Source organism: Limnohabitans sp. T6-20 (assembly GCF_003063505.1).
Lineage (GTDB): Bacteria > Pseudomonadota > Gammaproteobacteria > Burkholderiales > Burkholderiaceae_C > Limnohabitans_A.
Window position 1 is genome coordinate 290,311 of the sequence record NZ_NERW01000003.1, and the last position, 18,266, is coordinate 308,576.

22 protein-coding genes are annotated in these 18,266 nt (G+C 62.0%); 12 read left to right on the forward strand and 10 right to left on the reverse strand.

Annotated features, from left to right (window positions below):
* The first annotated feature begins 1 nt into the window (after position 1).
* The 3 genes from B9Z33_RS15635 to B9Z33_RS12085 are packed head-to-tail and all read left to right on the forward strand — an operon-like array spanning position 2 to position 1,505.
* Positions 2-277, forward strand: coding sequence for a septum formation initiator family protein (locus tag B9Z33_RS15635; protein ID WP_199220346.1), 276 nt, complete (start codon positions 2-4; stop codon positions 275-277).
* On the forward strand, positions 274-846 hold the full coding sequence (pnuC, locus tag B9Z33_RS12080) for a nicotinamide riboside transporter PnuC (protein WP_199220347.1): 573 nt from the start codon (positions 274-276) through the stop codon (positions 844-846). Before B9Z33_RS15635 ends, pnuC begins: the two co-directional genes overlap by 4 nt.
* Positions 843-1,505 carry an AAA family ATPase gene (locus B9Z33_RS12085; protein ID WP_108287854.1) on the forward strand — a complete coding sequence of 221 codons (663 nt, stop codon included), beginning with the start codon at positions 843-845 and terminating at the stop codon, positions 1,503-1,505. The genes pnuC and B9Z33_RS12085 overlap by 4 nt, the downstream gene beginning before the upstream one ends.
* 143 nt (positions 1,506-1,648) lie before the next feature.
* Here the strand turns inward: B9Z33_RS12085 and B9Z33_RS12090 are convergent, their stop codons facing one another.
* Together B9Z33_RS12090 and B9Z33_RS12095 are read right to left on the reverse strand one after the other, a co-directional pair.
* Positions 1,649-2,635, reverse strand: a complete 987-nt coding sequence (locus tag B9Z33_RS12090; protein ID WP_108287294.1) for an Hsp33 family molecular chaperone HslO — start codon at positions 2,633-2,635, stop codon at positions 1,649-1,651.
* Between the two features lie 66 nt (positions 2,636-2,701).
* Positions 2,702-3,226: a gamma carbonic anhydrase family protein gene (locus tag B9Z33_RS12095; RefSeq protein ID WP_108287295.1), complete on the reverse strand. Its 525-nt coding sequence runs from the start codon at positions 3,224-3,226 to the stop codon at positions 2,702-2,704.
* 108 nt (positions 3,227-3,334) lie between these two features.
* Between B9Z33_RS12095 and B9Z33_RS12100 the strand changes: the two genes are divergently transcribed.
* A complete protein-coding gene (locus B9Z33_RS12100) occupies positions 3,335-4,117 on the forward strand; it encodes a ferritin-like domain-containing protein (RefSeq protein ID WP_108287296.1) in 783 nt (260 codons plus the stop codon).
* A gap of 146 nt (positions 4,118-4,263) precedes the next feature.
* On the opposite strand, the gene xerD is transcribed toward B9Z33_RS12100, so the two are convergent.
* Positions 4,264-5,172 carry a site-specific tyrosine recombinase XerD gene (gene xerD / locus B9Z33_RS12105; RefSeq protein ID WP_108287297.1) on the reverse strand — a complete coding sequence of 303 codons (909 nt, stop codon included), beginning with the start codon at positions 5,170-5,172 and terminating at the stop codon, positions 4,264-4,266.
* Positions 5,172-6,146, reverse strand: a complete 975-nt coding sequence (locus B9Z33_RS12110) for a tripartite tricarboxylate transporter substrate binding protein BugE (RefSeq protein ID WP_108287298.1) — start codon at positions 6,144-6,146, stop codon at positions 5,172-5,174. The genes xerD and B9Z33_RS12110 overlap by 1 nt, the downstream gene beginning before the upstream one ends.
* 149 nt (positions 6,147-6,295) lie before the next feature.
* Between B9Z33_RS12110 and B9Z33_RS12115 the strand changes: the two genes are divergently transcribed.
* The gene (locus B9Z33_RS12115; RefSeq protein WP_108287299.1) at positions 6,296-7,201 is read left to right on the forward strand and encodes an AEC family transporter; all 906 of its coding nucleotides are present in this window, start codon (positions 6,296-6,298) and stop codon (positions 7,199-7,201) included.
* Between the two features lie 134 nt (positions 7,202-7,335).
* Here B9Z33_RS12115 and queG read toward each other — a convergent pair whose 3' ends face one another.
* Positions 7,336-8,448: a tRNA epoxyqueuosine(34) reductase QueG gene (gene queG, locus B9Z33_RS12120; protein ID WP_369916741.1), complete on the reverse strand. Its 1,113-nt coding sequence runs from the start codon at positions 8,446-8,448 to the stop codon at positions 7,336-7,338.
* On the opposite strand from queG, the gene tsaE reads away from it, so the two are divergent.
* The 4 genes from tsaE (at position 8,437) to B9Z33_RS12140 (ending at position 10,981) form a co-directional block, all read left to right on the forward strand.
* Complete coding sequence (gene tsaE / locus B9Z33_RS12125; protein ID WP_369916742.1) at positions 8,437-9,006, forward strand: tRNA (adenosine(37)-N6)-threonylcarbamoyltransferase complex ATPase subunit type 1 TsaE; 570 nt, start codon at positions 8,437-8,439, stop codon at positions 9,004-9,006. The two genes, queG and tsaE, sit on opposite strands and share 12 nt — an antisense overlap.
* The gene (locus B9Z33_RS12130) at positions 8,996-10,384 is read left to right on the forward strand and encodes an N-acetylmuramoyl-L-alanine amidase (RefSeq protein ID WP_108287300.1); all 1,389 of its coding nucleotides are present in this window, start codon (positions 8,996-8,998) and stop codon (positions 10,382-10,384) included. The genes tsaE and B9Z33_RS12130 overlap by 11 nt, the downstream gene beginning before the upstream one ends.
* 74 nt (positions 10,385-10,458) lie before the next feature.
* On the forward strand, positions 10,459-10,704 hold the full coding sequence (locus tag B9Z33_RS12135) for a type II toxin-antitoxin system Phd/YefM family antitoxin (RefSeq protein ID WP_108287857.1): 246 nt from the start codon (positions 10,459-10,461) through the stop codon (positions 10,702-10,704).
* 52 nt (positions 10,705-10,756) lie between these two features.
* Positions 10,757-10,981: a type II toxin-antitoxin system RelE/ParE family toxin gene (locus tag B9Z33_RS12140; RefSeq protein ID WP_233252860.1), complete on the forward strand. Its 225-nt coding sequence runs from the start codon at positions 10,757-10,759 to the stop codon at positions 10,979-10,981.
* Between the two features lie 44 nt (positions 10,982-11,025).
* Here B9Z33_RS12140 and B9Z33_RS12145 read toward each other — a convergent pair whose 3' ends face one another.
* The 4 genes from B9Z33_RS12145 to B9Z33_RS12160 are packed head-to-tail and all read right to left on the reverse strand — an operon-like array spanning position 11,026 to position 14,164.
* Positions 11,026-11,685: a transaldolase family protein gene (locus tag B9Z33_RS12145; RefSeq protein WP_108287301.1), complete on the reverse strand. Its 660-nt coding sequence runs from the start codon at positions 11,683-11,685 to the stop codon at positions 11,026-11,028.
* Positions 11,682-12,896, reverse strand: a complete 1,215-nt coding sequence (locus B9Z33_RS12150; protein ID WP_108287302.1) for an ROK family protein — start codon at positions 12,894-12,896, stop codon at positions 11,682-11,684. Before B9Z33_RS12150 ends, B9Z33_RS12145 begins: the two co-directional genes overlap by 4 nt.
* Before the next feature lie 45 nt (positions 12,897-12,941).
* Complete coding sequence (locus B9Z33_RS12155) at positions 12,942-13,382, reverse strand: RbsD/FucU family protein (protein WP_108287303.1); 441 nt, start codon at positions 13,380-13,382, stop codon at positions 12,942-12,944.
* A complete protein-coding gene (locus B9Z33_RS12160; RefSeq protein WP_233252815.1) occupies positions 13,376-14,164 on the reverse strand; it encodes an ATP-binding cassette domain-containing protein in 789 nt (262 codons plus the stop codon). Before B9Z33_RS12160 ends, B9Z33_RS12155 begins: the two co-directional genes overlap by 7 nt.
* 165 nt (positions 14,165-14,329) lie before the next feature.
* Between B9Z33_RS12160 and B9Z33_RS12165 the strand changes: the two genes are divergently transcribed.
* From B9Z33_RS12165 to B9Z33_RS12175, 3 genes are read left to right on the forward strand one after another with little or no spacing between them, the layout of a single operon-like run.
* Positions 14,330-15,295, forward strand: coding sequence for a sugar ABC transporter substrate-binding protein (locus tag B9Z33_RS12165; protein WP_108287305.1), 966 nt, complete (start codon positions 14,330-14,332; stop codon positions 15,293-15,295).
* A gap of 47 nt (positions 15,296-15,342) precedes the next feature.
* On the forward strand, positions 15,343-16,287 hold the full coding sequence (locus B9Z33_RS12170) for an ABC transporter permease (protein ID WP_108287306.1): 945 nt from the start codon (positions 15,343-15,345) through the stop codon (positions 16,285-16,287).
* Positions 16,288-16,302: 15 nt separating this feature from the next.
* On the forward strand, positions 16,303-17,241 hold the full coding sequence (locus B9Z33_RS12175) for a PfkB family carbohydrate kinase (RefSeq protein WP_108287307.1): 939 nt from the start codon (positions 16,303-16,305) through the stop codon (positions 17,239-17,241).
* A gap of 256 nt (positions 17,242-17,497) precedes the next feature.
* Here B9Z33_RS12175 and B9Z33_RS12180 read toward each other — a convergent pair whose 3' ends face one another.
* Positions 17,498-18,136: a DedA family protein gene (locus tag B9Z33_RS12180; RefSeq protein ID WP_108287858.1), complete on the reverse strand. Its 639-nt coding sequence runs from the start codon at positions 18,134-18,136 to the stop codon at positions 17,498-17,500.
* Positions 18,137-18,266: the final 130 nt, after the last annotated feature.

The following is an 18,266-nucleotide window of genomic DNA, read 5'->3' on the forward strand; positions in this document are numbered from 1 at the left end:
CATGGGCAACCGCCTCGTTCCGATCGTGCTGATCGCCTTGCTGGCGATCGTGCAGGCCCAACTCTGGTTTGGTCGGGGCGGTGTGCCTACCGTTGCAGAGCTGGAGCGGGAGCTTCAGCAGCAAAAAGTGGCCAATGAAGAGGCTCGCCGCAAAATCGAACAACTCAGTGCCGAGGTCAACGACCTCAAGGAAGGTCTGAACATGGTCGAAGAGCGGGCACGCAATGAGTTGGGCATGGTCAAACCCAACGAAATACTGGTTCAAATCGCCAAATGATGTCCCCAACCGAGATCGCCGGCTTCGTGCTGGCCTTGGTGATGGTGGTCTGCAGCATCAAAGAGCTGCACTGGAGCTGGCCCTTGGCCATCATTAGCTCCGTCCTTTACTTTTTTGTGTTCAAAGACAGCCTGCTTTACGGCGAGGCCGGTTTGCAACTCGTCTTTGCGGCCCTGGCTTTTTGGGGCTGGTGGCAATGGCTGCGCAAAGGCGATGATGCGCAGCCCGCACTCGCCATCCAGCGCTTGTCGGCGCGCGGCTGGACCGTGGTGTTGGTGGCCAGCGCCGTTCTGTGGCCCGCATTGGCCTTGCTTTTGCAACACTTCACCGACAGCGATGTGGCCTGGTGGGATGCCCTGCCCACGGCCCTGAGCCTGGTTGGTCAAGCCTTGCTGGGCCGAAAATACATCGAAAACTGGCTCGTTTGGCTGGTGGTCAACACCCTAAGCGTGGCCTTGTTCGCATACAAAGGCCTGTGGCTGACCTGCGTGCTGTATGCGATGTTCACCCTCATGAGCATCTGGGGTTGGCGCGCCTGGCGTTGCAGCTTGCCCAACAAACCGGCATGAACGGCATTCGGCGCATTGCCATCCTGGGAGCAGAAAGCACCGGCAAATCCTGGCTGACGCAAGCCTTGGCCGGTGTGATTCAGATGCGTGGACAGGCCGTGAGCACGGTGGATGAAGTGTTGCGCACCTGGTGCGACCGCGAAGGCCGCACGCCGCAGCCGCACGAACAAATGGGCATTGCCCAAGCGCAAGCCCAAGCCGCAACACAAATCACCCAAGGTTGGGTCATCTCGGACACCACCCCCATCATGACGGCGGTTTACAGCCACATGCTGTTTGACGACGAGAGCCTGTACCCCATGGCGCTGGCTCACCAAGCGCTGTACGACACCACTTTGATCACGGGCCTCGATTTGGCCTGGGTTGCAGACGGCTTGCAGCGCGATGGACCCCATGTGCGCGGACCGGTGGACACGCTGGTACGCCAGGCACTCGACCGGGCGGGCATCGCCTACCGCGTGGTGTACGGACAAGGGCACCAACGCCTGAACAATGCGCTGCTGGCCCTGGGCTTGTCAGGCGAGGACGAGAGCGCCCGCGTGACCCGAGAAAACGCCCAATTCGCGATCAACGATGGCCGCACCGTCTGGCAATGCAACGAATGCAGCGACCCGGACTGCGAACACAAGCTGTTCACTGGGCTGCTGGCCAAGCGGTAGTTGCCAATATTCGCGAGCAGGGGCTCGCTCCCACAAAATGAATGGCGACCTTTAAGAAGGCCGCCCCTGAGGCCGAATGTGCGCTGTGGCGGCGCATGCATTTGCGAGCAGGGGCTCGCATCTGCCAGGATGCCCAGTTCACCTCAGTGAACCGCACCGCCCGACAAATCAGCGGGCAAACCGGTGAACAGGCCTGCTGCATCCACCGGGTCGAAGCGGTATTGCGCACCGCAAAAGTCGCAGCCCACTTCCACCTGGCCTTGCTCGGCGATGATGCCCTCGACCTCTTCGGTGCCCAGGCTGCGAATCATGTTGCCCACGCGCTCGCGGTTGCAACGGCACGCAAAGCGCGGGCCGGCCTCGCCGATGAAGGGCTCAAACCGGGCCAGCGGCTCTTCCCAATACAAACGGTGAAGAATGGTTTCGGCGTCCAGCGAGAGCAACTCTTCGCGCTTGAGGCTTTTGGTCAGGATCGAGATGCGGCTGAAGTCTTCGCTCTGGCCCAACACCGATTCGCGCATGAGTGAATCAGTCTTGCCGGCCAGATTGCCCTCGCCTTCGATGGGCAAACGCTGGATGAGCAAACCCGCCGCCACCTTGTCGTCGGCAGCCAGCACCAGCACCGTGTCGAGCTGCTCGGACTGCAGCATGTAGTGCTCCAGCACTTCGCTGATGTTCTCCAGCTTTTCACCCCGGTCACCAAACAGCGGCACCACGCCCTGGTAGGGCTGCTGACCGGGCAGGCGGTCTTGCGGGTCGAGCGTGATCGCGCAGCGACCTTCGTTGTTCACGTTGACCATCTGGCTCAGGGTGGCGTCTGCCGCCACTTCGCCCACCTGGGTGCAAGTGGCGCGCAGGCTCAGGTCGGGTTGCACCTCGACCACGCCCAACTTCACAGGGCCATCGCCAAAAATCTGCAGCACCAAAGCGCCGTTGAACTTGATGTTGCCCTGCATGAGCACGCCCGCAGCGGCCATCTCGCCGAGCAACTGACGCACCGGCGCGGGGTAGGCACCGGTTTCGGAGTTGGCGGCGCGACGCGCCAGGATGTCTTGCCAGGCATCGGTCAGGCGCACCAGCATGCCGCGCACCGGCAGGCCTTCGAAAATGAATTTATGGAGTTCGGACAAAGTTCAATCAACAGCCTCTAGGGGCCGATCCTCAAAAGTTAAATGTTGGCATGCATGAAAAACGGCTTAGCCAATTTTCTTCAAGCCTGCTTTGAATCGGTGGGCGTTTTCCACGTAGTGGCGGGCGCTTTGGCGCAAGCCTTCGATTTGCTCGGGGCTCAATTCGCGCACCACCTTGGCGGGGGTGCCCATGATCATGGAGCCATCGGGAAATTCCTTGCCCTCGGTCACCAAAGAGCCGGCACCCACCAGGCAGTTCTTGCCAATCTTCGCACCGTTGAGCACCACCGCGCCAATGCCGATCAGCGACTCGTCGCCAATGGTGCAGCCGTGCAGCATGACCATGTGGCCCACCGTCACGTTTTTGCCCACCTTGAGGGGTTTGCCGTGGTCGGCGTGCATCACGCTGCCATCCTGGATGTTGCTGCCTTCACCAATTTCGATGGTTTCGGTGTCGCCACGCACGGTGACCCCAAACCACACACTGGCGTCGGCCGCGATCTTGACCGCGCCCATGACCTGCGCAGAGTCGGCCACCCAAGCGCTGTCGGCCACTTCGGGGATGTGAGAATCGAGTTGGTAAATCGCCATGGGGTCTCCTGGATGTTGCCGGATCGGGGAAACCTACAATTGTAGGGAGGCTGGCGGTCTGCCCAAGGCCCCTGCTGCCATTTCCTGATTTCAAGCCCTTTTCTTGCTGTGACCACTTTGTCTTTGCGCGCCGCTGCCCTGATCCCTTGGGGCCAAACCGACCCTGTGCTGAAAGCCCAGGCCACTTTGGCCTTGGACCTGAGCTTGCCCGTGCACGCCGACGAAACCCTGCAAGCGCACAGCGCAGGCCCCGGCCGTGCGGCCCGCCCCGAGCTGGTGCCCCACACACAACTCAAAGCCAAGTCGATGGCCACGCCTGAAGGCCGCGCCATGCTGGTGCATTCGATTGCCCACATCGAACTCAACGCCATCGACCTGGCTCTGGACGTGGTGTGGCGCTTTGCGGGCATGCCCGAGGCGTTCTACACCGACTGGGTGCGCATCGCACAAGAAGAGGCCAAACACTTCACCCTGCTGCGCGAGCACTTGGTGAGCATGGGCTTTGACTACGGCGACTTTCCGGCCCACAACACCTTGTGGGACATGGCCGAGCGCACCCAGGGCGACTTGCTGGCCCGCATCGGCATCGTGCCGCGCACCATGGAGGCCCGGGGCCTCGACGCCTCGCCGGGCGTGAAAAACAAACTGGTCAGCGTGGGCGACCACCGGGCGGGCGAGATCCTGGACATCATCCTGGAAGAAGAAATCGGCCATGTGGCCGCTGGCAACCGCTGGTACCGCCACCTGTGCACGCAGCGCGGGCTGGACCCTGTCCGCACCTATGCCGAGTTGATTGCGCAATACGACGCGCCCAAATTGCGCCCACCGTTCAACATGGCGGCGCGGCGGTTGGCGGGGTTTGAAGAAGCGGAGCTGGCGGCGCTGAGCTGAATGCGTGCCCGCTTGTGGGAGCGAGCCCCTGCTCGCGAATGCTGGCTGAGCCACTGCACAGATTCGGCCGCAGGGGCAGCCTCCCACAAGAACATGGACTGCACATTTGGCTGCAGGGGCAAGTTCTCACAGAGAAAGTCCTCGCATCAGCCCCTGGGGTGGTGCTGCGCATGCAGCGTCTTGAGCCGCTCGCGCGCCACATGGGTGTAGATGGTGGTGGTGGAGATGTCGGCATGGCCCAGCAGCATTTGCACGGCACGCAAATTAGCCCCGTGGTTCAGCAAATGCGTGGCAAAGGCATGCCGCAAGGTGTGCGGCGACAAGGGTGCGGTGATGCCCGCTTCCATGGCATAGCGCTTGACCAGGTTCCAGAACATGACGCGTGACATGCCGGTGCCGGGCTTAGGGCCGCTGCTGGTGACAAACAGGTCTTCGGTCTGGCGCTGGCCCAGCAAGGCAGGCCTGGCACGGCCCAGGTAGCGCTGCAGCCATTCACGGGCTTCTTCGCCAAAGGGCACCAGGCGTTCTTTGCTGCCCTTGCCCATGATGCGCAGCACCCCTTCGTTGAGCGAGACATGCAGGGTTTTGAGCGTCACCAGTTCGCTCACGCGCAGGCCACTGGCGTACATCAGCTCCAGCATGGCGCGGTCGCGCAAGCCCAAATCGGTGTCCGCATCCGGGGCGCTCAGCAGCGCATCCACCTGCGCCTCACCCAGGGTTTTGGGCACGCGCAGTGCCTGTTTGGCGGCCAGCATGCGCAGTGTGGGATCGGCTTGCACCAAACGTTCGCGCAGCGCCCAGCGAAAGTACCGTTTGAAAACCGTGAGCCGCCGGTTGGCCGAGGTGGCCTTGGTCTGACCGTGGCGCTCGGCAAAATAAGCCTGCAGGTGGTGTTCTTGCGCGGCATCCAGCGCCAGCCTGTGCGTCAAGAACAGCCAGGTGGCAAACAAGCCCAGATCCCGGCGGTAGGCCGCCAAGGTGTTGGCGGCCAAGCCGTCTTCCAGCCAGAGGGCCTCGACAAAACGGTCGACAGACGTCTGGCTGGCCTCGTGCATCAGTCGAGCTTGAGCTTTTGCTGATCCACCACCTTTTTGTAGACCTCGAACTCGGCCTTCATCTGGGCCGCGAACTCTTCAGGCGTGTTGGCCACGATCAAAGAACCGGTGTCTTGAATGCGTTTGACCACCATCGGGTCTTGCAGGGCTTTTTTGACGCCTGCGCTGACTTTTTCAACCACTTCTTTGGGCAGGTTTTTGGGCCCGTAGATGCCGTAATAAGCCATGCGGTTGACTGGCTCGAGCCCGACTTCCTTGAAAGTGGGCACGTTGGGCAATTGCGGCAGGCGCTGGGGCGCGGCCACCACAATCGGAATCAGCTTGCCGGTCTGGATGAACGGCATGGCGGATGGCATGTTGTCAAAAATGATCGGCACCTGGCCGGCCACCGTGTCGTTCAAGGCCGGGCCTGCACCACGGTAAGGGATGTGGGTGATGAACACGCCCGCTAAGCTCTTCCACAGCTCGGTTTGCAGGTGGCCAATACCGCCCGTACCCGAAGAAGAATAAGAATATTTGCCCGGATTTTTCTTCAGCTCGGCAATGAAGCCTTTGTAATCCTTGGCCGGAAAGCTGGGGTGCACTGCAATCACATTGGGGGTGGCTGCAATGTTGATGATCGGGGTGAAATCGGTGGTGGGGTTGTAGGGGATCTTGGTGTTGATCGCCGGATTGGCGGCGGTGGTCGACACCGTGGCCATGCCCAAGTTGTAACCATCAGGCAGCGCGCGAGCGGTTTCGGTGGCACCCACCACGCCGCCGCCGCCCGCCTTGTTTTCAACGATCACGTTTTGGCCCAGTGCCTTGCCCAAAGACTCGGAAATGACACGCGCCACGATGTCGGTCGTGCCACCCGGGGCAAAAGGCACTTGCAACTTGATGGGCTTGTTGGGGTAGGCCTGCGCCCAGACCGAACCACTGGCCAAAACAGTTGCAGCCAGACCGGCCACCGAAATCAAATCACGACGCTTCATTCGAAAACTCCTGTAAAGAACAACCATCATAGGCAAGACCTTGGAATTTACCGCGGGGGAAAACCATAAAAGTATCAAAAAATCAGGTTTTAGGCCCCAAGGTGACAGCCGCCCCGGCTTGCACGGCAGCGGGCAGTTATCCTAGCCCGGTGAACTTTGCCCAACTCCTCTTCCCCGACTTTTCCCTGATTTTGTGCGGCTATCTGATTTGCCGATACACGGGCCTGAACCGCCCCGTTTGGCAATCGGTCGAAAGTCTCGTCTATTTCTTTCTTTTTCCAGTGCTGCTGTTTCACTCGATTGTGAAAAGCCCCATTGACCTGAATGCCGCGTCCAGCCTCATCGGCGCAGGGCTGAGCCTGGGCGTGTGCGCCATCGCCCTGTCTTACAGCTTGCCTTACTGGCCCATCCTGGGCAAACGATTGGACAAGCGCGACCATGCGGCCAGTGCCCAGGTGGGGTTTCGCTTCAACTCCTTCATTGCGCTGGCCTTGGCCGAGCGGCTGGCTGGGCCCGAGGGCTTGCTGCTGATCTCGATGCTGATTGGGGTGTGCGTGCCGCTGTTCAACATCGGCGCCGTCTGGCCCATGGCCCGGCACGCCAACACCGGTTTTTTGCGTGAACTGGTGCGCAACCCCTTGATCATTGCCACGGGTTCGGGCTTGGTCGCGAACCTGCTGGGCTTTCGCATCCCTCAATGGCTGGACCCCAGCGTCAGCCGCATCGGCGCGGCTTCTTTGGCGCTGGGCCTCATGGCGGCAGGCGCGGGCATGCAACTGGGCACCTTGCGCCAAGGCAAGCTGCTGGGGCTGAGCGTGTTGACAGTCAAACACCTGCTGCTGCCCTTGGTGGCGCTGGGCATGGCGCGGCTTTTCCAGCTCAGCCCCGTGCAAACCACGGTGTTGTTGGCGTTTTCGGCACTGCCCACGGCATCGACGTGCTATGTGCTGGCGGCGCGCATGGGCTACAACGGCCCCTATGTGGCCGGGCTGGTCACCCTGTCCACCTTGTCGGGCATGTGGAGTTTGCCCTTTGCGTTGGGCGTGCTGCGCTGAGCCCCCTCAAGCAACAAGCTTCCCCTGTAGGCGCGAGCCCCTGCTCGCGAATGCCGACTGCGCCACTGCACGCATTCGGCTGCAGGGGCAGCCTCCCACAAAGACCTCACACGCTCGGCCGCAGGGGCGGCCGCCTACAAAACCGGGGGCAACTTGGCGAGTGACCACGCCACCTGCTCTTGCACCACCGGATCGGGATGCACTGCATGTTCACGCAAGGCTTGTCGCAGGCTTTGGCGCTCTGCGGCATTGAGCGCATCCGTCGCCAGCGCATTGCCTGCAGCCAAGGCCAGATTGCGCAGCCAGCGGGCGTGGCCAATGCGGCGGATGGCGCTGCCTTCGGTGCGGCGCAAAAATTCGGCCTCGCTCCAGGCCATCAGCTGCGCAATACTGCCCGCGCTCAAGCCGTCACGCGGCTGCCAATCGGGCAAGGGGCTCACTTGTGCGAACTTGTTCCACGGGCAAGCCAGCTGGCAATCGTCGCAACCGTAAATCCGGTTGCCGATCAGGGGCCGCAAGGCTTCGTCGATCGGCCCGGCATGCTCAATCGTCAAGTAAGAAATGCAGCGCCGCGCATCCAGCTGGTACGGCCCCACAATGGCACCTGTCGGACACAGGTCCATGCAGGCCGTGCACTGGCCACAGTGCCCGGACACGGCAGGCGACTCGGGCAAGGCGAAATCGACAAACAACTCGCCCAGAAAAAACATGGACCCGGCCTCGCGTGACAGCACCAGCGTGTGTTTGCCCCGCCAGCCCAGGCCGCTGCGGGTGGCCAGCTCGGCCTCGAGCACCGGAGCCGAATCGGTGAACACCCGGTGCCCAAACGGGCCAATGGCCTGTGCGATGCGCTCTTGCAGTTTTTGCAGGCGCGAGCGCAACACCTTGTGGTAATCGCGCCCCCGGGCATAGACCGAGACCACCGCCTCGCCCGGCTGCGCGCTGCGGGCGGTCTCGTGGGCCACCCAGTCGGGCTGCGTGCTCTGCGGCAAATAATCCATGCGGGCGGTGATCACGCTCACGGTGCCCGGCACCAGCTCGGCGGGGCGCGCACGCTTCATGCCATGGCTTTGCATGTAGCCCATGCTGCCGTGAAATCCGGCCGTGAGCCAAGCCTGTAATCCAGGCTCGGCCGAGGACAAATCGATACCGGTCACGCCAATTTGGGACAATCCCAACTCACGCGCCCAGATCTGGATCTGGGGCCACAGTTCAAGAAGGTCGATTTGAGTACGTTGAGCAGTCACCCGCCGATTGTAGGAAGCCCCACCGAAGCCCCTTTGGCCGACACGGTCTGGGCCACCTTGTGGCCCGATGAGTCCGCCACCCAGGCCTTTGCATCTGCACTGGCCGATGCACTGCAAAGCTGGCCCGGTGGGCGTGATGCCTGCATCGAGTTGCGCGGCAATCTGGGCGCAGGCAAAACCACTCTGGTGCGCCACCTGCTGCGCGCGGCCGGGGTGCAAGGCCGCATCAAAAGCCCCACCTACGCTGTGGTCGAACCGCATCAGGCAGGCCATGGTGATGCCGCCTGGCCCATCTGGCATTTCGACTTTTACCGTTTCTATGACCCGCAAGAATGGGAAGACGCGGGCTTTCGGGACATCTTTGCCGGGCCGGGCCTCAAGCTCATGGAATGGCCCGACAAGGTGGCCGGGCAATTGCCACCGCCTGACTGGGTGATCGCGCTGGACGCGATCGACGAGGACCAGCGCCAGGTGCGCATCACCGCAGACACAGCACGCGGTCAACACTGGCTGACGGCCTGGGCCGCAGCACATCCGGGGGCAGCGCATGCGCTCTGACCGCCGCCGCATCGTCAAAGCGGGTCTGCTGGCACTCAGCCTGGGGGCCGCTCAGCTGGCCCGGGGTGCCAACATGCTGGCCGTGCGCATCTGGCCCGCACCCGACTACAGCCGGGTCACGCTCGAATCGGACACCGCGCTCAAAACCCGGCAAACCTTCATCGACTCGCCCCCCCGACTGGCGGTGGACATTGAAGGCATGGAACTCAACGCCGCCCTGCGCGAGCTGGTGGGCAAGGTGCAAGCCTCCGACCCCAACATTGCAGGCATCCGGGTGGGGCAGTTCAACGCCAGCACCGTGCGGCTGGTGATTGACCTCAAACGCCCCATCGCACCGCAGGTGTTCACCTTGCAACCCGTGGCCGCCTATGCCCACCGGCTGGTGCTCGACCTGTACCCTTCGCAAGCGACTGACCCGCTGGAGCAACTGATTCAGGAGCGGGCATCGGCCAAAGCCCCTACACAGTCCAGCGCCTTGCCCCCTTCCGGATCGGTGAACGACCCCTTGGGCGAATTGATCGCCAAGCAAGGCCAAGGCAGCGCCAAGCCAGCGCCAGCGGCGCCCAGCACCCGCAAGCAGGACTTTGAGCCCGCCCCCTCGGCCGTGATGGACAACCCCAATCACCCGCCGCGCCAAGCGAGCACCGGCAGCACCGACCGGCTGATCGTGATCGCACTCGACCCGGGCCATGGCGGTGAAGACCCCGGCGCAGTCGGCCCCGGCGGCACCCGCGAAAAAGACGTGGTGCTGAAAATTGCCCATTTGCTGCGCGACCGCATCAACGCCAGCAGCGTGAACGGCAGCCCCATGCGGGCCTATCTGACGCGTGATGCCGACTTTTTTGTGCCCCTGCATGTGCGGGTGCAAAAAGCCCGCCGCGTGCAGGCGGACCTGTTCGTCAGCATCCATGCCGATGCGTTTTTCACGCCCCAGGCCAGCGGCGCCAGCGTGTTTGCGCTCAGCCAGGGCGCGGCCTCCAGCAGCGCCGCCCGCTGGATGGCTCAAAAGGAAAACAAGGCCGACCTGATCGGCGGCATCAATTTGGGTAGCCAGGATGCCCAGGTGCAACGCGCTCTGCTCGACATGAGCACCGCCGCCCAAATCAAGGACAGCCTGCAGCTGGGCGGCAGCCTGCTGCGCGAGATCGGCGGTGTGGGCCGCCTGCACAAACCCCGGGTGGAGCAAGCGGGTTTTGCGGTCCTCAAAGCGCCGGACATTCCGAGCGTGCTGGTGGAAACCGCCTTCATCAGCAATCCGGAAGAAGAAGAAAAACTGCGCAGCGATGCCTACCAAAAGCAACTCACCGACGCCCTGATGCGCGGCATCCTGAATTACTTTTCGCGCAACCCGCCGTTGGCGCGCAATCGGTCCATTTAAGCGGCGAATAGACGCCAAATTTGATATCCAAAAAGACATCATATAAAATGTCTTTTGAATTCAAAGGCGGCCCCATGGACACCATCCTCAGCAAAAACAGCATCAGCGTCACCGAGCTCAAGCGCAACTACGCCAGCATCCTGGCGCAAGCCGACGACGAACCCGTGGCCGTGCTCAACCACAACCGCCCCGAAGCCTACTTGGTGCCAGCGGCTTATTTTGAGCGCCTGCTCAACCAGCTGGAAGACCTGGAAGACGCCAAACTCGTTCAAGAACGCGCCAACGGCCCCTTCATCGACATCAGCCCAGATGCCCTATAAGCTGCGTTTTCACGAACTGGCATGGGCCGAATGACAAAAGCTCGACGGCAGCATCAAAAGCCCGCTCAAGAAAAAACTGCTGGAAAGACTGCAAGAACCCCGGGTTCCATCAGCCGCTTTGTCGCAAATGCCCGACTGCTACAAGATCAAATTGCGCCAAGCAGGCTACCGATTGGTGTACCGGGTCGATGACGGCGTGGTGTACGTGACCGTCATCGCCATTGGCAAACGCGACAAAAGCGCGGTCTACGCCACCGCCATCACACGCATGCCCTGAGGCAGGTAGCCATCTCACACCGGGGTAAGCTTTTACAAAGCAGCCTACTGGCTCGCCTGCACGTCCCGATCAAACTGGTCCATGGCCGTGAGGGTCAAAGGATCGGTGACCAGACCGGCCGCGAACTCGGGGCGCACGGTCACGGCGTGGGCACCACAAGCGATCAGGCGTGACAGCACATCGGCCGATTTGATGCTGGCGGCCAGCAGTTGCAGGCCATCGGCTTGCACCGCCACACACGCCTCGATCAAAGACCAGACATCGCGCCCGTCGGCTTGCAGGCGGCCCACATAAGGCGCGACGTAATTGGCACCTTGCGCACGCGCCCACAGCAGTTGCACGGGGTTCGACAAGCCGGTCAGCAGCGTGGGCACGCCCCAGGCCTGCACCTCGCGCAGCACCGGCTGCCAGTCGGGGTGGCAAGGCAGCTTGATGGTCAGGCGCACACGCGCCTGCACGGCGGCGGGCAACAGCACTTCGAGCCATTGCGCGGTCTCGCCCACATCGGCGCGGGGCAATTGAAGCATCAGCTCGGGGATGCGGGCCTCACCGGCTTGCGTCACCAGCTTCAGATAGCCGGACAGACTGACCGGCAAACCGGCTTGCATGACCAGTGTGGGGTTGGTGGTCACACCCTGCACGGGTGGGCAACCCGCGGGCAAGGCCCACTGGCGGGCGTCGGCGGAATCGAGGTAAAACTTCATGGGTTGTCCTGTTTCAGGAAGATGTCTTTGTCCGGGAAGAACTGGCTGTGCAGGGGCAGCAATGCGCCACCCAAAGCGCGGGCATGCGCCCCCACCTGACCAGCCAGCAATTGCGGCTGGTGCATGCCGTCAAAACGGTAGCCAGCCAACGCGTCTTGTGTGGCGGCCATCAGGGCGGTCATGAGTGGCGCGCCCAGCGAGCCGTCCATTACCACCGCGTCCAGATCGAGCAAGGCGGCAGAACTCGCCACCGTCATGGCCAGCGCCTGACTGGCTTGGGCGATCCAAGGGGCGGTGAACTCGGCATAAGCCGCGTCCATGATGCCGTTCTGGTGAATCAACAAGGGATCATGACCAGCCCCCAGCAAGGCTTGCTCCAGCTGCCAGCCCGAGGCTTTTTGCAGCAGTTGCGGCGGCATGCCTGAACCGGCGGAGGCCAGGCCCACGGGCAAGGAACCAATCGCCCCGGCGTTGCCGCGCTCGCCGTTCATGATGTGGCCCGACAGCACCAGACCACCGCCGATGAAGGTGCCGACAAACACATACAAAAAGCTGCGCACGCTTCGGCCATGGCCTTGCAGCAATTCGGCCACGCAGGCGGCGGTGGTGTCTTTGGCAAACACCACCGGCAAATCGGTCAGGCGTTGCACTTCGGCGGGCAGGTCGATGTGTTCCCAGCGGGCCAACGCCTGCGCGGCTTGCCCGCCCATGAGGTCGGCCCATTTGTGCAGGGACAGGGGTGCTGTCAGGCCCACGCCCACGGTGCGTGCCCACAAATCGCCCATGCGGCTTTGCAGGGTTTGCAGGCCCTCGGCCATGGAGGCGAACAAGTGGTCCGGATCGGGGTAGTCGTAATGAACTTCGACGCGCTCCACCGGCTGGCCTGTGAAATCGGCCACCAGCAGCTCCAGATTGCGCCGCCCCACTTGAATGCCCACGCTGAACGCACCTTGCGGGTTGAGCGACAGGGGAACAGAAGGCTGGCCGATTTTGCCGCGCACCCGGTCTTGTTTGAGCAGCAAACCATCGTCGAGCAGTCGGCCCACGATGATGGCCACCGTCTGAGTGGACAGCTGGGTCAGGCGGGCCAAATCGGCCTTGGGGATGGCCCCGTGGTGGCGGATGGCCTGCAGCACGATGCGCTCGTTGAACTGGCGCATGCCCACATGGTTGGAACCACGCATGGCGGGCGATGTGGGCGCAGAGTTCATGGCGAATGTGGGCGTTAAATGCCGACAGGGGTCAGGCGTTAAAAATCAGACAAGAATCACGCCCTTGCAGAACAAGGCGTTGCCGTAGGCTGTGCCCTCGCCGCTTTGCACGATCAGGCTGGCCCCTTTGATTTTCTCGTAAAAGGCATAGCGCTCAACGGGCTCGACCTGTTCGGCTTTGAAACCTTCGGCCACCACCAGATCGACCACCGCCTGCTGGGCCGCCGTGCGGTGGCCGTCTGCGCTGCGGCACACGCGCATGAAGGCCGCAGGCTGCGCCACATCGACTGCCAGCGGAAACACCGACAACACGGCGCGGCTCACGCGCTCCAGGCTGTGCCCGGGAATGCGCACCACCGGCTTGCCCTGGCTCAAAAAGTCGGCGGTGAAGTTCGCGTCCACCACCGCCACCCATTCCCCATGGCCCATGGCACACAGGTGCATCAGCAGCTCGGGCGTGAGCAGCGGGTCGATTCCCTTCAGCATGCCACCGCCTCTTCTGAGCGCAGGCTGGCCGGGTCGATGGCACCGGTGATCAGGCCCACAATTTCCTCGGGGTTGGTTTCGCGGGTCAGGCGGCTGCAAATGATGCGGCCCTGGCGGAACACCCAGATGCGGTCCACCAGATCAAACACCTGACGCAGGTTGTGGCTGATGATGATCAGCGGGATGCCTTGCTTCTTCAAACCTTTGATGATTTCTTCCACGCGGGCCGTCTCTTGCACACCCAAGGCGGCGGTGGGCTCGTCCAGGATGATGAGTTTTTTGGCAAAACCAGCGGCGCGGGCAATCGCCACGCACTGGCGCTGGCCGCCCGACATGCCGCGCAGGCTCTCGGACATGTCCTGAATCTTCACGCCGGTGGTGGCGAGCATGCTGGCCGATTGCTCGCGCATGGCCTTGTGGTTCAGGATGGACAGCGGGCCCAGATTCAGGCGGGTGATCTCGCGGCCCAGAAAGATATTGGCCGGCACATCCAGGTCTTCGGCCAGCGCCAGCGTCTGGTACACGGTCTCGATGCCCTGCTCGCGGGCGTCCAGCGGCGACTCGAAGTTGACCTTGCCGCCGTCCAGCAGGATGTCGCCCGAGTTGGGCTGCTCGGCCCCGGTGATCAGGCGCACAAAGGTGCTTTTGCCTGCGCCGTTGTCACCCACGATGGCGGCGTGCTCGCCGGGCAACAGGCGAAATTGCGCATCGGTCAGGGCTTTGACGCCGCCGTAATGCTTGGTCAGTTTCTGGATTTCGAGAACAGGTGTGGATGACGACATGGCAACTCTTTCACATGGAATGGGAGCAAGCATCGCGCATTTATTCGTTCTTTGCATTAGTAAAACTACTAGGTTTACTTAGTCTGATTTTCAGTTTCTAATCCGTCCGCGGTCAGAAAAACGGTTTTCTGAACGAATCGAACCCCCACAACGGAGATAAGACCCATGATCACCAAACGCACATTCGGCCGCCTGGCCATCGCTGCAGCAGCGGCCACCCTGTTCACCTCGGCCATGGCCGCTGACGTGACCGTGGCCTACATCACCAACGGCAACACCAACGAAGGCTGGACCCTGATCAACGGCGGTGCCAAGAAAGCCGGTCAGGCCGCGGGCGTGAAATTCATCGAACTGGCGGCTGACAAAGGCGAGTTGTCCCGCCAGCTGGCCATCGTGGAAGACATGATCACCCGCAAGGTCAATGCCATTGCCATCGCCCCCGTCGATTCCGCCGGCATCGCCCCCGCCATCAACAAGGCATTGGCCGCGGGCATCGCCGTGGTCGCTGTGGACACGGGCATCACGGGTTCCAAGATCACCTCGTATGTGGCCACCGACAACATCAAAGCCGCCAATGTGCAGGGCAAGTGGGCGGCTGAGCAGATCAAAGACGGCGACACCGTGATTTATGTGACCGGTGACCAAGGCCAATCGACTGGCCAGGAGCGCAAAAAAGGTTTTGTGGACGCGCTGAATGCGGGCCGCAAGAACATCAAGATCGTTGAAGTGGCCACCACCTGGGACCAGACCATGGCCCAAAACGGTGTGGAAGCAGCTTTGCGCGCCAACCCCGGTGCCAAGGTGATCGCCTGCGCATGGGATGGCGGCGCTTTGGGTGCCAAGGCTGCGCTGATGGCGGCTGGCAAGAAGCCAGGCGACGTGAAGATCGCTGGTTTTGACGGCTCACCCGGAGGCCTGGACATGATGAAGCAAGGCTGGCAACAAGCCAACGCCGCGCAAATGCTGGCCAAAATCGGCCAAGTGGGCGTGGAAACCGCCATCGCTGCCGCGCAAGGCAAAAAGGTCGAAGCCCGCATCGACACCGGCTCCTTCCTGGTGCTGCCAGCCAACGTGGACAAGTTCGCTACCGACTCCGGTGTGGGCCAGTTCATGAAAGTCAAGGCCAAGTAAGCACATGCTCGGACCTGCGGGTCCGGGTTTTTATACCGAGAAAACTCATGAAATCCATCACCCGCCAAGAGTGGTACGGCGCACTGGTTGCAGTGCTTGTATTGGGCGTTTTGCTCACCTTCGCCTCACCCTACTTTCTGACCACCGGCAACCTGTCCAACATCCTGGTGCAGGCCTCGGTGATCGCCTTGCTCGCGGGTGGACAAACTTTTGTGATCCTGACGGGTGGCGTGGACCTGGCCGTGGGTGCCCTCACGGCACTGGCCGGTGCGGTGGCCGGTCACATGATGATCAAAATGGGCGTTGACCCTTACCTGGCCATGCCGGCTGCGCTGGCCATCGGTGCGGCGGTGGGCCTGTTCAACGGCTACCTGGTGGCCTTCGTCGGCATTCCGGCTTTCATCGTCACGCTGGGTGGGCTGACGCTGTGGCGCGGTCTGGCGTTTGATCTCACGGGCGGTTTTGACAATGCGGGCCTGCCCGACCCCTTCCCCTTCATCGGCTACGGTGATGTGCTGGGCGTGCCCATGCCCACGCTGATCACTGGCCTCTTCTTTGTCGTCATGGCCTTCGTGCTGTCGAGCACCAAGATCGGCCGTTATGTGTACGCCATGGGCTCCAACGAAATGGGCGCACGCCAGGTGGGCATCAACATCCGCTGGTACAAGCTGGGCGTTTATGTGATTTCAGGCCTCTGCTGCGCGCTGGCCGCCATTGTGCTGATGGCCCGCATGGATTCTTCGAGCGGCAAGATGGCGCAAATGTTTGAGCTGGACGCGATCGCCGCCGTGATTTTGGGCGGCACCTCTTTGTTTGGCGGGCGCGGTAGCATCTGGGGCAGTTTGCTGGGCGCGGTGCTGATCACCATGATCCGCAACGGCATGAACCTGATGGAAGTCTCGCAATTCAAGCAAATGATGGCCATCGGTGCCGTTGTCATTGTGGCCGTCTGGATTGACGTGGTGCGCCGCAAGCACTTGCTCAAGAAATAAGTACCACCCGCTGATATGACCACGCCAATTTTTGTATTGGGCGAAGCCCTGATGGACTGCATTGCCCAGCCCGACGGGCGGCTCTTGCCGCTCATGGGCGGCAGCCCTTTCAACATGACCCGCGCTGCCGCCCTGCGCGGGGCCCGCGTGGCTTACCTCAACCCCTTGTCTACCGACCTGTTTGGACAGGGCATGGCCCAGCTGCTGCAAAAAGACGGCGTGTCATTGCCGGGCGGCAGCTCGCGTCTGCCCACCTCACTGGCCGTGGTGCAAGTGACCGACGGGCAACCGAGCTACGGTTTTTACCGCGAAGGCATTGCCGACCGCGACTACAGCGTGGACGGCATCGTGGCCTTGCTGCGCCAGCAAGAGCGGCCAGGCATTTTGCACACCGGCTCGCTGCTGCTCATCCCGCCCGAGCACAACAAAATCGTGGCCATCCTGAAAGCCGCCCGCGAGCTGGGCTGGACCATCAGCGTGGACATCAACCTGCGCCCCAAAGTGGCGGGGGATCTCGCGCAATACGTGCAAGCCCTGCGCGACATCATCGCCCTGACCGACTGGCTCAAAGCCAGCGACGAAGACTTGGAGACCATGGGTTTTGCAAAAGTCGCCATCGGCGAATCGGCGCGTCTGGTGCGCGAGCTGCGCGCGGGAGCGCCAGCAGGCGCTTTGAGTCGGGTGGCCCTGACCTTTGGCGGCGAAGGCGCTTACCTCGACATCGAAGGCCAGCACCACAGCCTGCCAGTGCCCCGCATCACCATGGCCGACACCGTGGGCGCCGGCGACACCTTCTGGGGCAACACCCTGGCCGACTGGGCCTTGCTAGCCGACGATGCCGCTGCCCGCGTGGCTTCGACGCTGGAACACGCGATGAAAGCTGCGGCGATCAACTGCACCCGGCAGGGCTGTCAGCCGCCGAGCTGGGCGGAAGTGCAAAGTTTTCAGGGCTGAGGCAGGCACACAAGTCATTGGAGGGAGCGAGCCTCTGCTCACAAATGTGATCAGCGCCACTTCAGGCATTCGGCTGCAGGGGCAGCCTCCTACAACAGGCCAGGCAAGGCTCAATGCTTTTTCCAACGTCCCTTGTGCGCCATTCCTTGTAGGAGCGAGCCCCTGCTCGCGAATCTGTGCGAACCAGAAACGCGAGATTCAAGCCCAGAAGTCACACAACCCTTCGGTCGAAGCGGCCCCACATCGCCCTCTCATATCAAGCAGCCCTGCGGGCCTTCCAGGCGCCAAAAATCGCGATCAACCCAGGTACCAGAATGAGTGCCCAGATGATTTTGCTCAGGTGCGTCTGCACAAAAGGCAAGTTGCCAAACAGGTAGCCCGCCAGCGTCAGGCCGACCACCCAGATCACGCCGCCCACCACATTAAACAGCGTGAACTTGCTGCGCGTCATCTCAGACACGCCCGCCACAAAGGGCACAAAGGTGCGGATGAACGGCATGAAGCGGGCCAGCACGATGGTGATGCCGCCGTACTTTTCATAAAAGGCATTGGCTTGCAAAAAGGCCTGCCGGTTGAAAAACCGGGAGTTTTCCCACTGGAACACCTTGGGGCCAAAGTAGCGCCCAATCGTGTAATTGGTCTGGTCACCCAAAATGGCCGCCACCAGCAGCAAGCCCATGACCAGCGGCAGGCTCATCAAATCCGCCCCGCACATGGCCCCCACGATGAACAGCAGCGAATCACCCGGCAAAAACGGCATGACCACCAGCCCAGTTTCGACAAAGATGATCAGGAACAACAAGGCATACACCCAAGCCCCGTATTGCCCCACAAAGGCCTCCAGATGGCGGTCCACATGGAGGATGAAATCGACGAGTTGCAGCAAGATGTCCATGCGCCGATTATCCCCGGCCTCACGAACGACGATGACACGGCTTTGTGGGAGCGAGCCCCTGCTCGCGAATGCCTGCTTGGCCACCACCTGCATTCCAGGCCATGAAAGCATTCGGCCGCAGGGGCGACCT

Coding starts and splice junctions, on each gene's coding strand:
- B9Z33_RS12165 (WP_108287305.1), top strand. CDS start 14,330: ATGATCACCAAACGCACATTCGGCCGCCTGGCCATCGCTGCAGCAGCG.
- B9Z33_RS12095 (WP_108287295.1), bottom strand. CDS start 3,226: ATGGCGATTTACCAACTCGATTCTCACATCCCCGAAGTGGCCGACAGC.
- B9Z33_RS12180 (WP_108287858.1), bottom strand. CDS start 18,136: ATGGACATCTTGCTGCAACTCGTCGATTTCATCCTCCATGTGGACCGC.
- B9Z33_RS12135 (WP_108287857.1), top strand. CDS start 10,459: ATGGACACCATCCTCAGCAAAAACAGCATCAGCGTCACCGAGCTCAAG.
- B9Z33_RS12160 (WP_233252815.1), bottom strand. CDS start 14,164: ATGTCGTCATCCACACCTGTTCTCGAAATCCAGAAACTGACCAAGCAT.
- B9Z33_RS12175 (WP_108287307.1), top strand. CDS start 16,303: ATGACCACGCCAATTTTTGTATTGGGCGAAGCCCTGATGGACTGCATT.
- xerD (WP_108287297.1), bottom strand. CDS start 5,172: ATGCACGAGGCCAGCCAGACGTCTGTCGACCGTTTTGTCGAGGCCCTC.
- B9Z33_RS12110 (WP_108287298.1), bottom strand. CDS start 6,146: ATGAAGCGTCGTGATTTGATTTCGGTGGCCGGTCTGGCTGCAACTGTT.
- pnuC (WP_199220347.1), top strand. CDS start 274: ATGATGTCCCCAACCGAGATCGCCGGCTTCGTGCTGGCCTTGGTGATG.
- B9Z33_RS12085 (WP_108287854.1), top strand. CDS start 843: ATGAACGGCATTCGGCGCATTGCCATCCTGGGAGCAGAAAGCACCGGC.
- B9Z33_RS15635 (WP_199220346.1), top strand. CDS start 2: ATGGGCAACCGCCTCGTTCCGATCGTGCTGATCGCCTTGCTGGCGATC.
- B9Z33_RS12150 (WP_108287302.1), bottom strand. CDS start 12,896: ATGAACTCTGCGCCCACATCGCCCGCCATGCGTGGTTCCAACCATGTG.
- B9Z33_RS12130 (WP_108287300.1), top strand. CDS start 8,996: ATGCGCTCTGACCGCCGCCGCATCGTCAAAGCGGGTCTGCTGGCACTC.
- B9Z33_RS12155 (WP_108287303.1), bottom strand. CDS start 13,382: ATGCTGAAGGGAATCGACCCGCTGCTCACGCCCGAGCTGCTGATGCAC.
- B9Z33_RS12145 (WP_108287301.1), bottom strand. CDS start 11,685: ATGAAGTTTTACCTCGATTCCGCCGACGCCCGCCAGTGGGCCTTGCCC.
- B9Z33_RS12170 (WP_108287306.1), top strand. CDS start 15,343: ATGAAATCCATCACCCGCCAAGAGTGGTACGGCGCACTGGTTGCAGTG.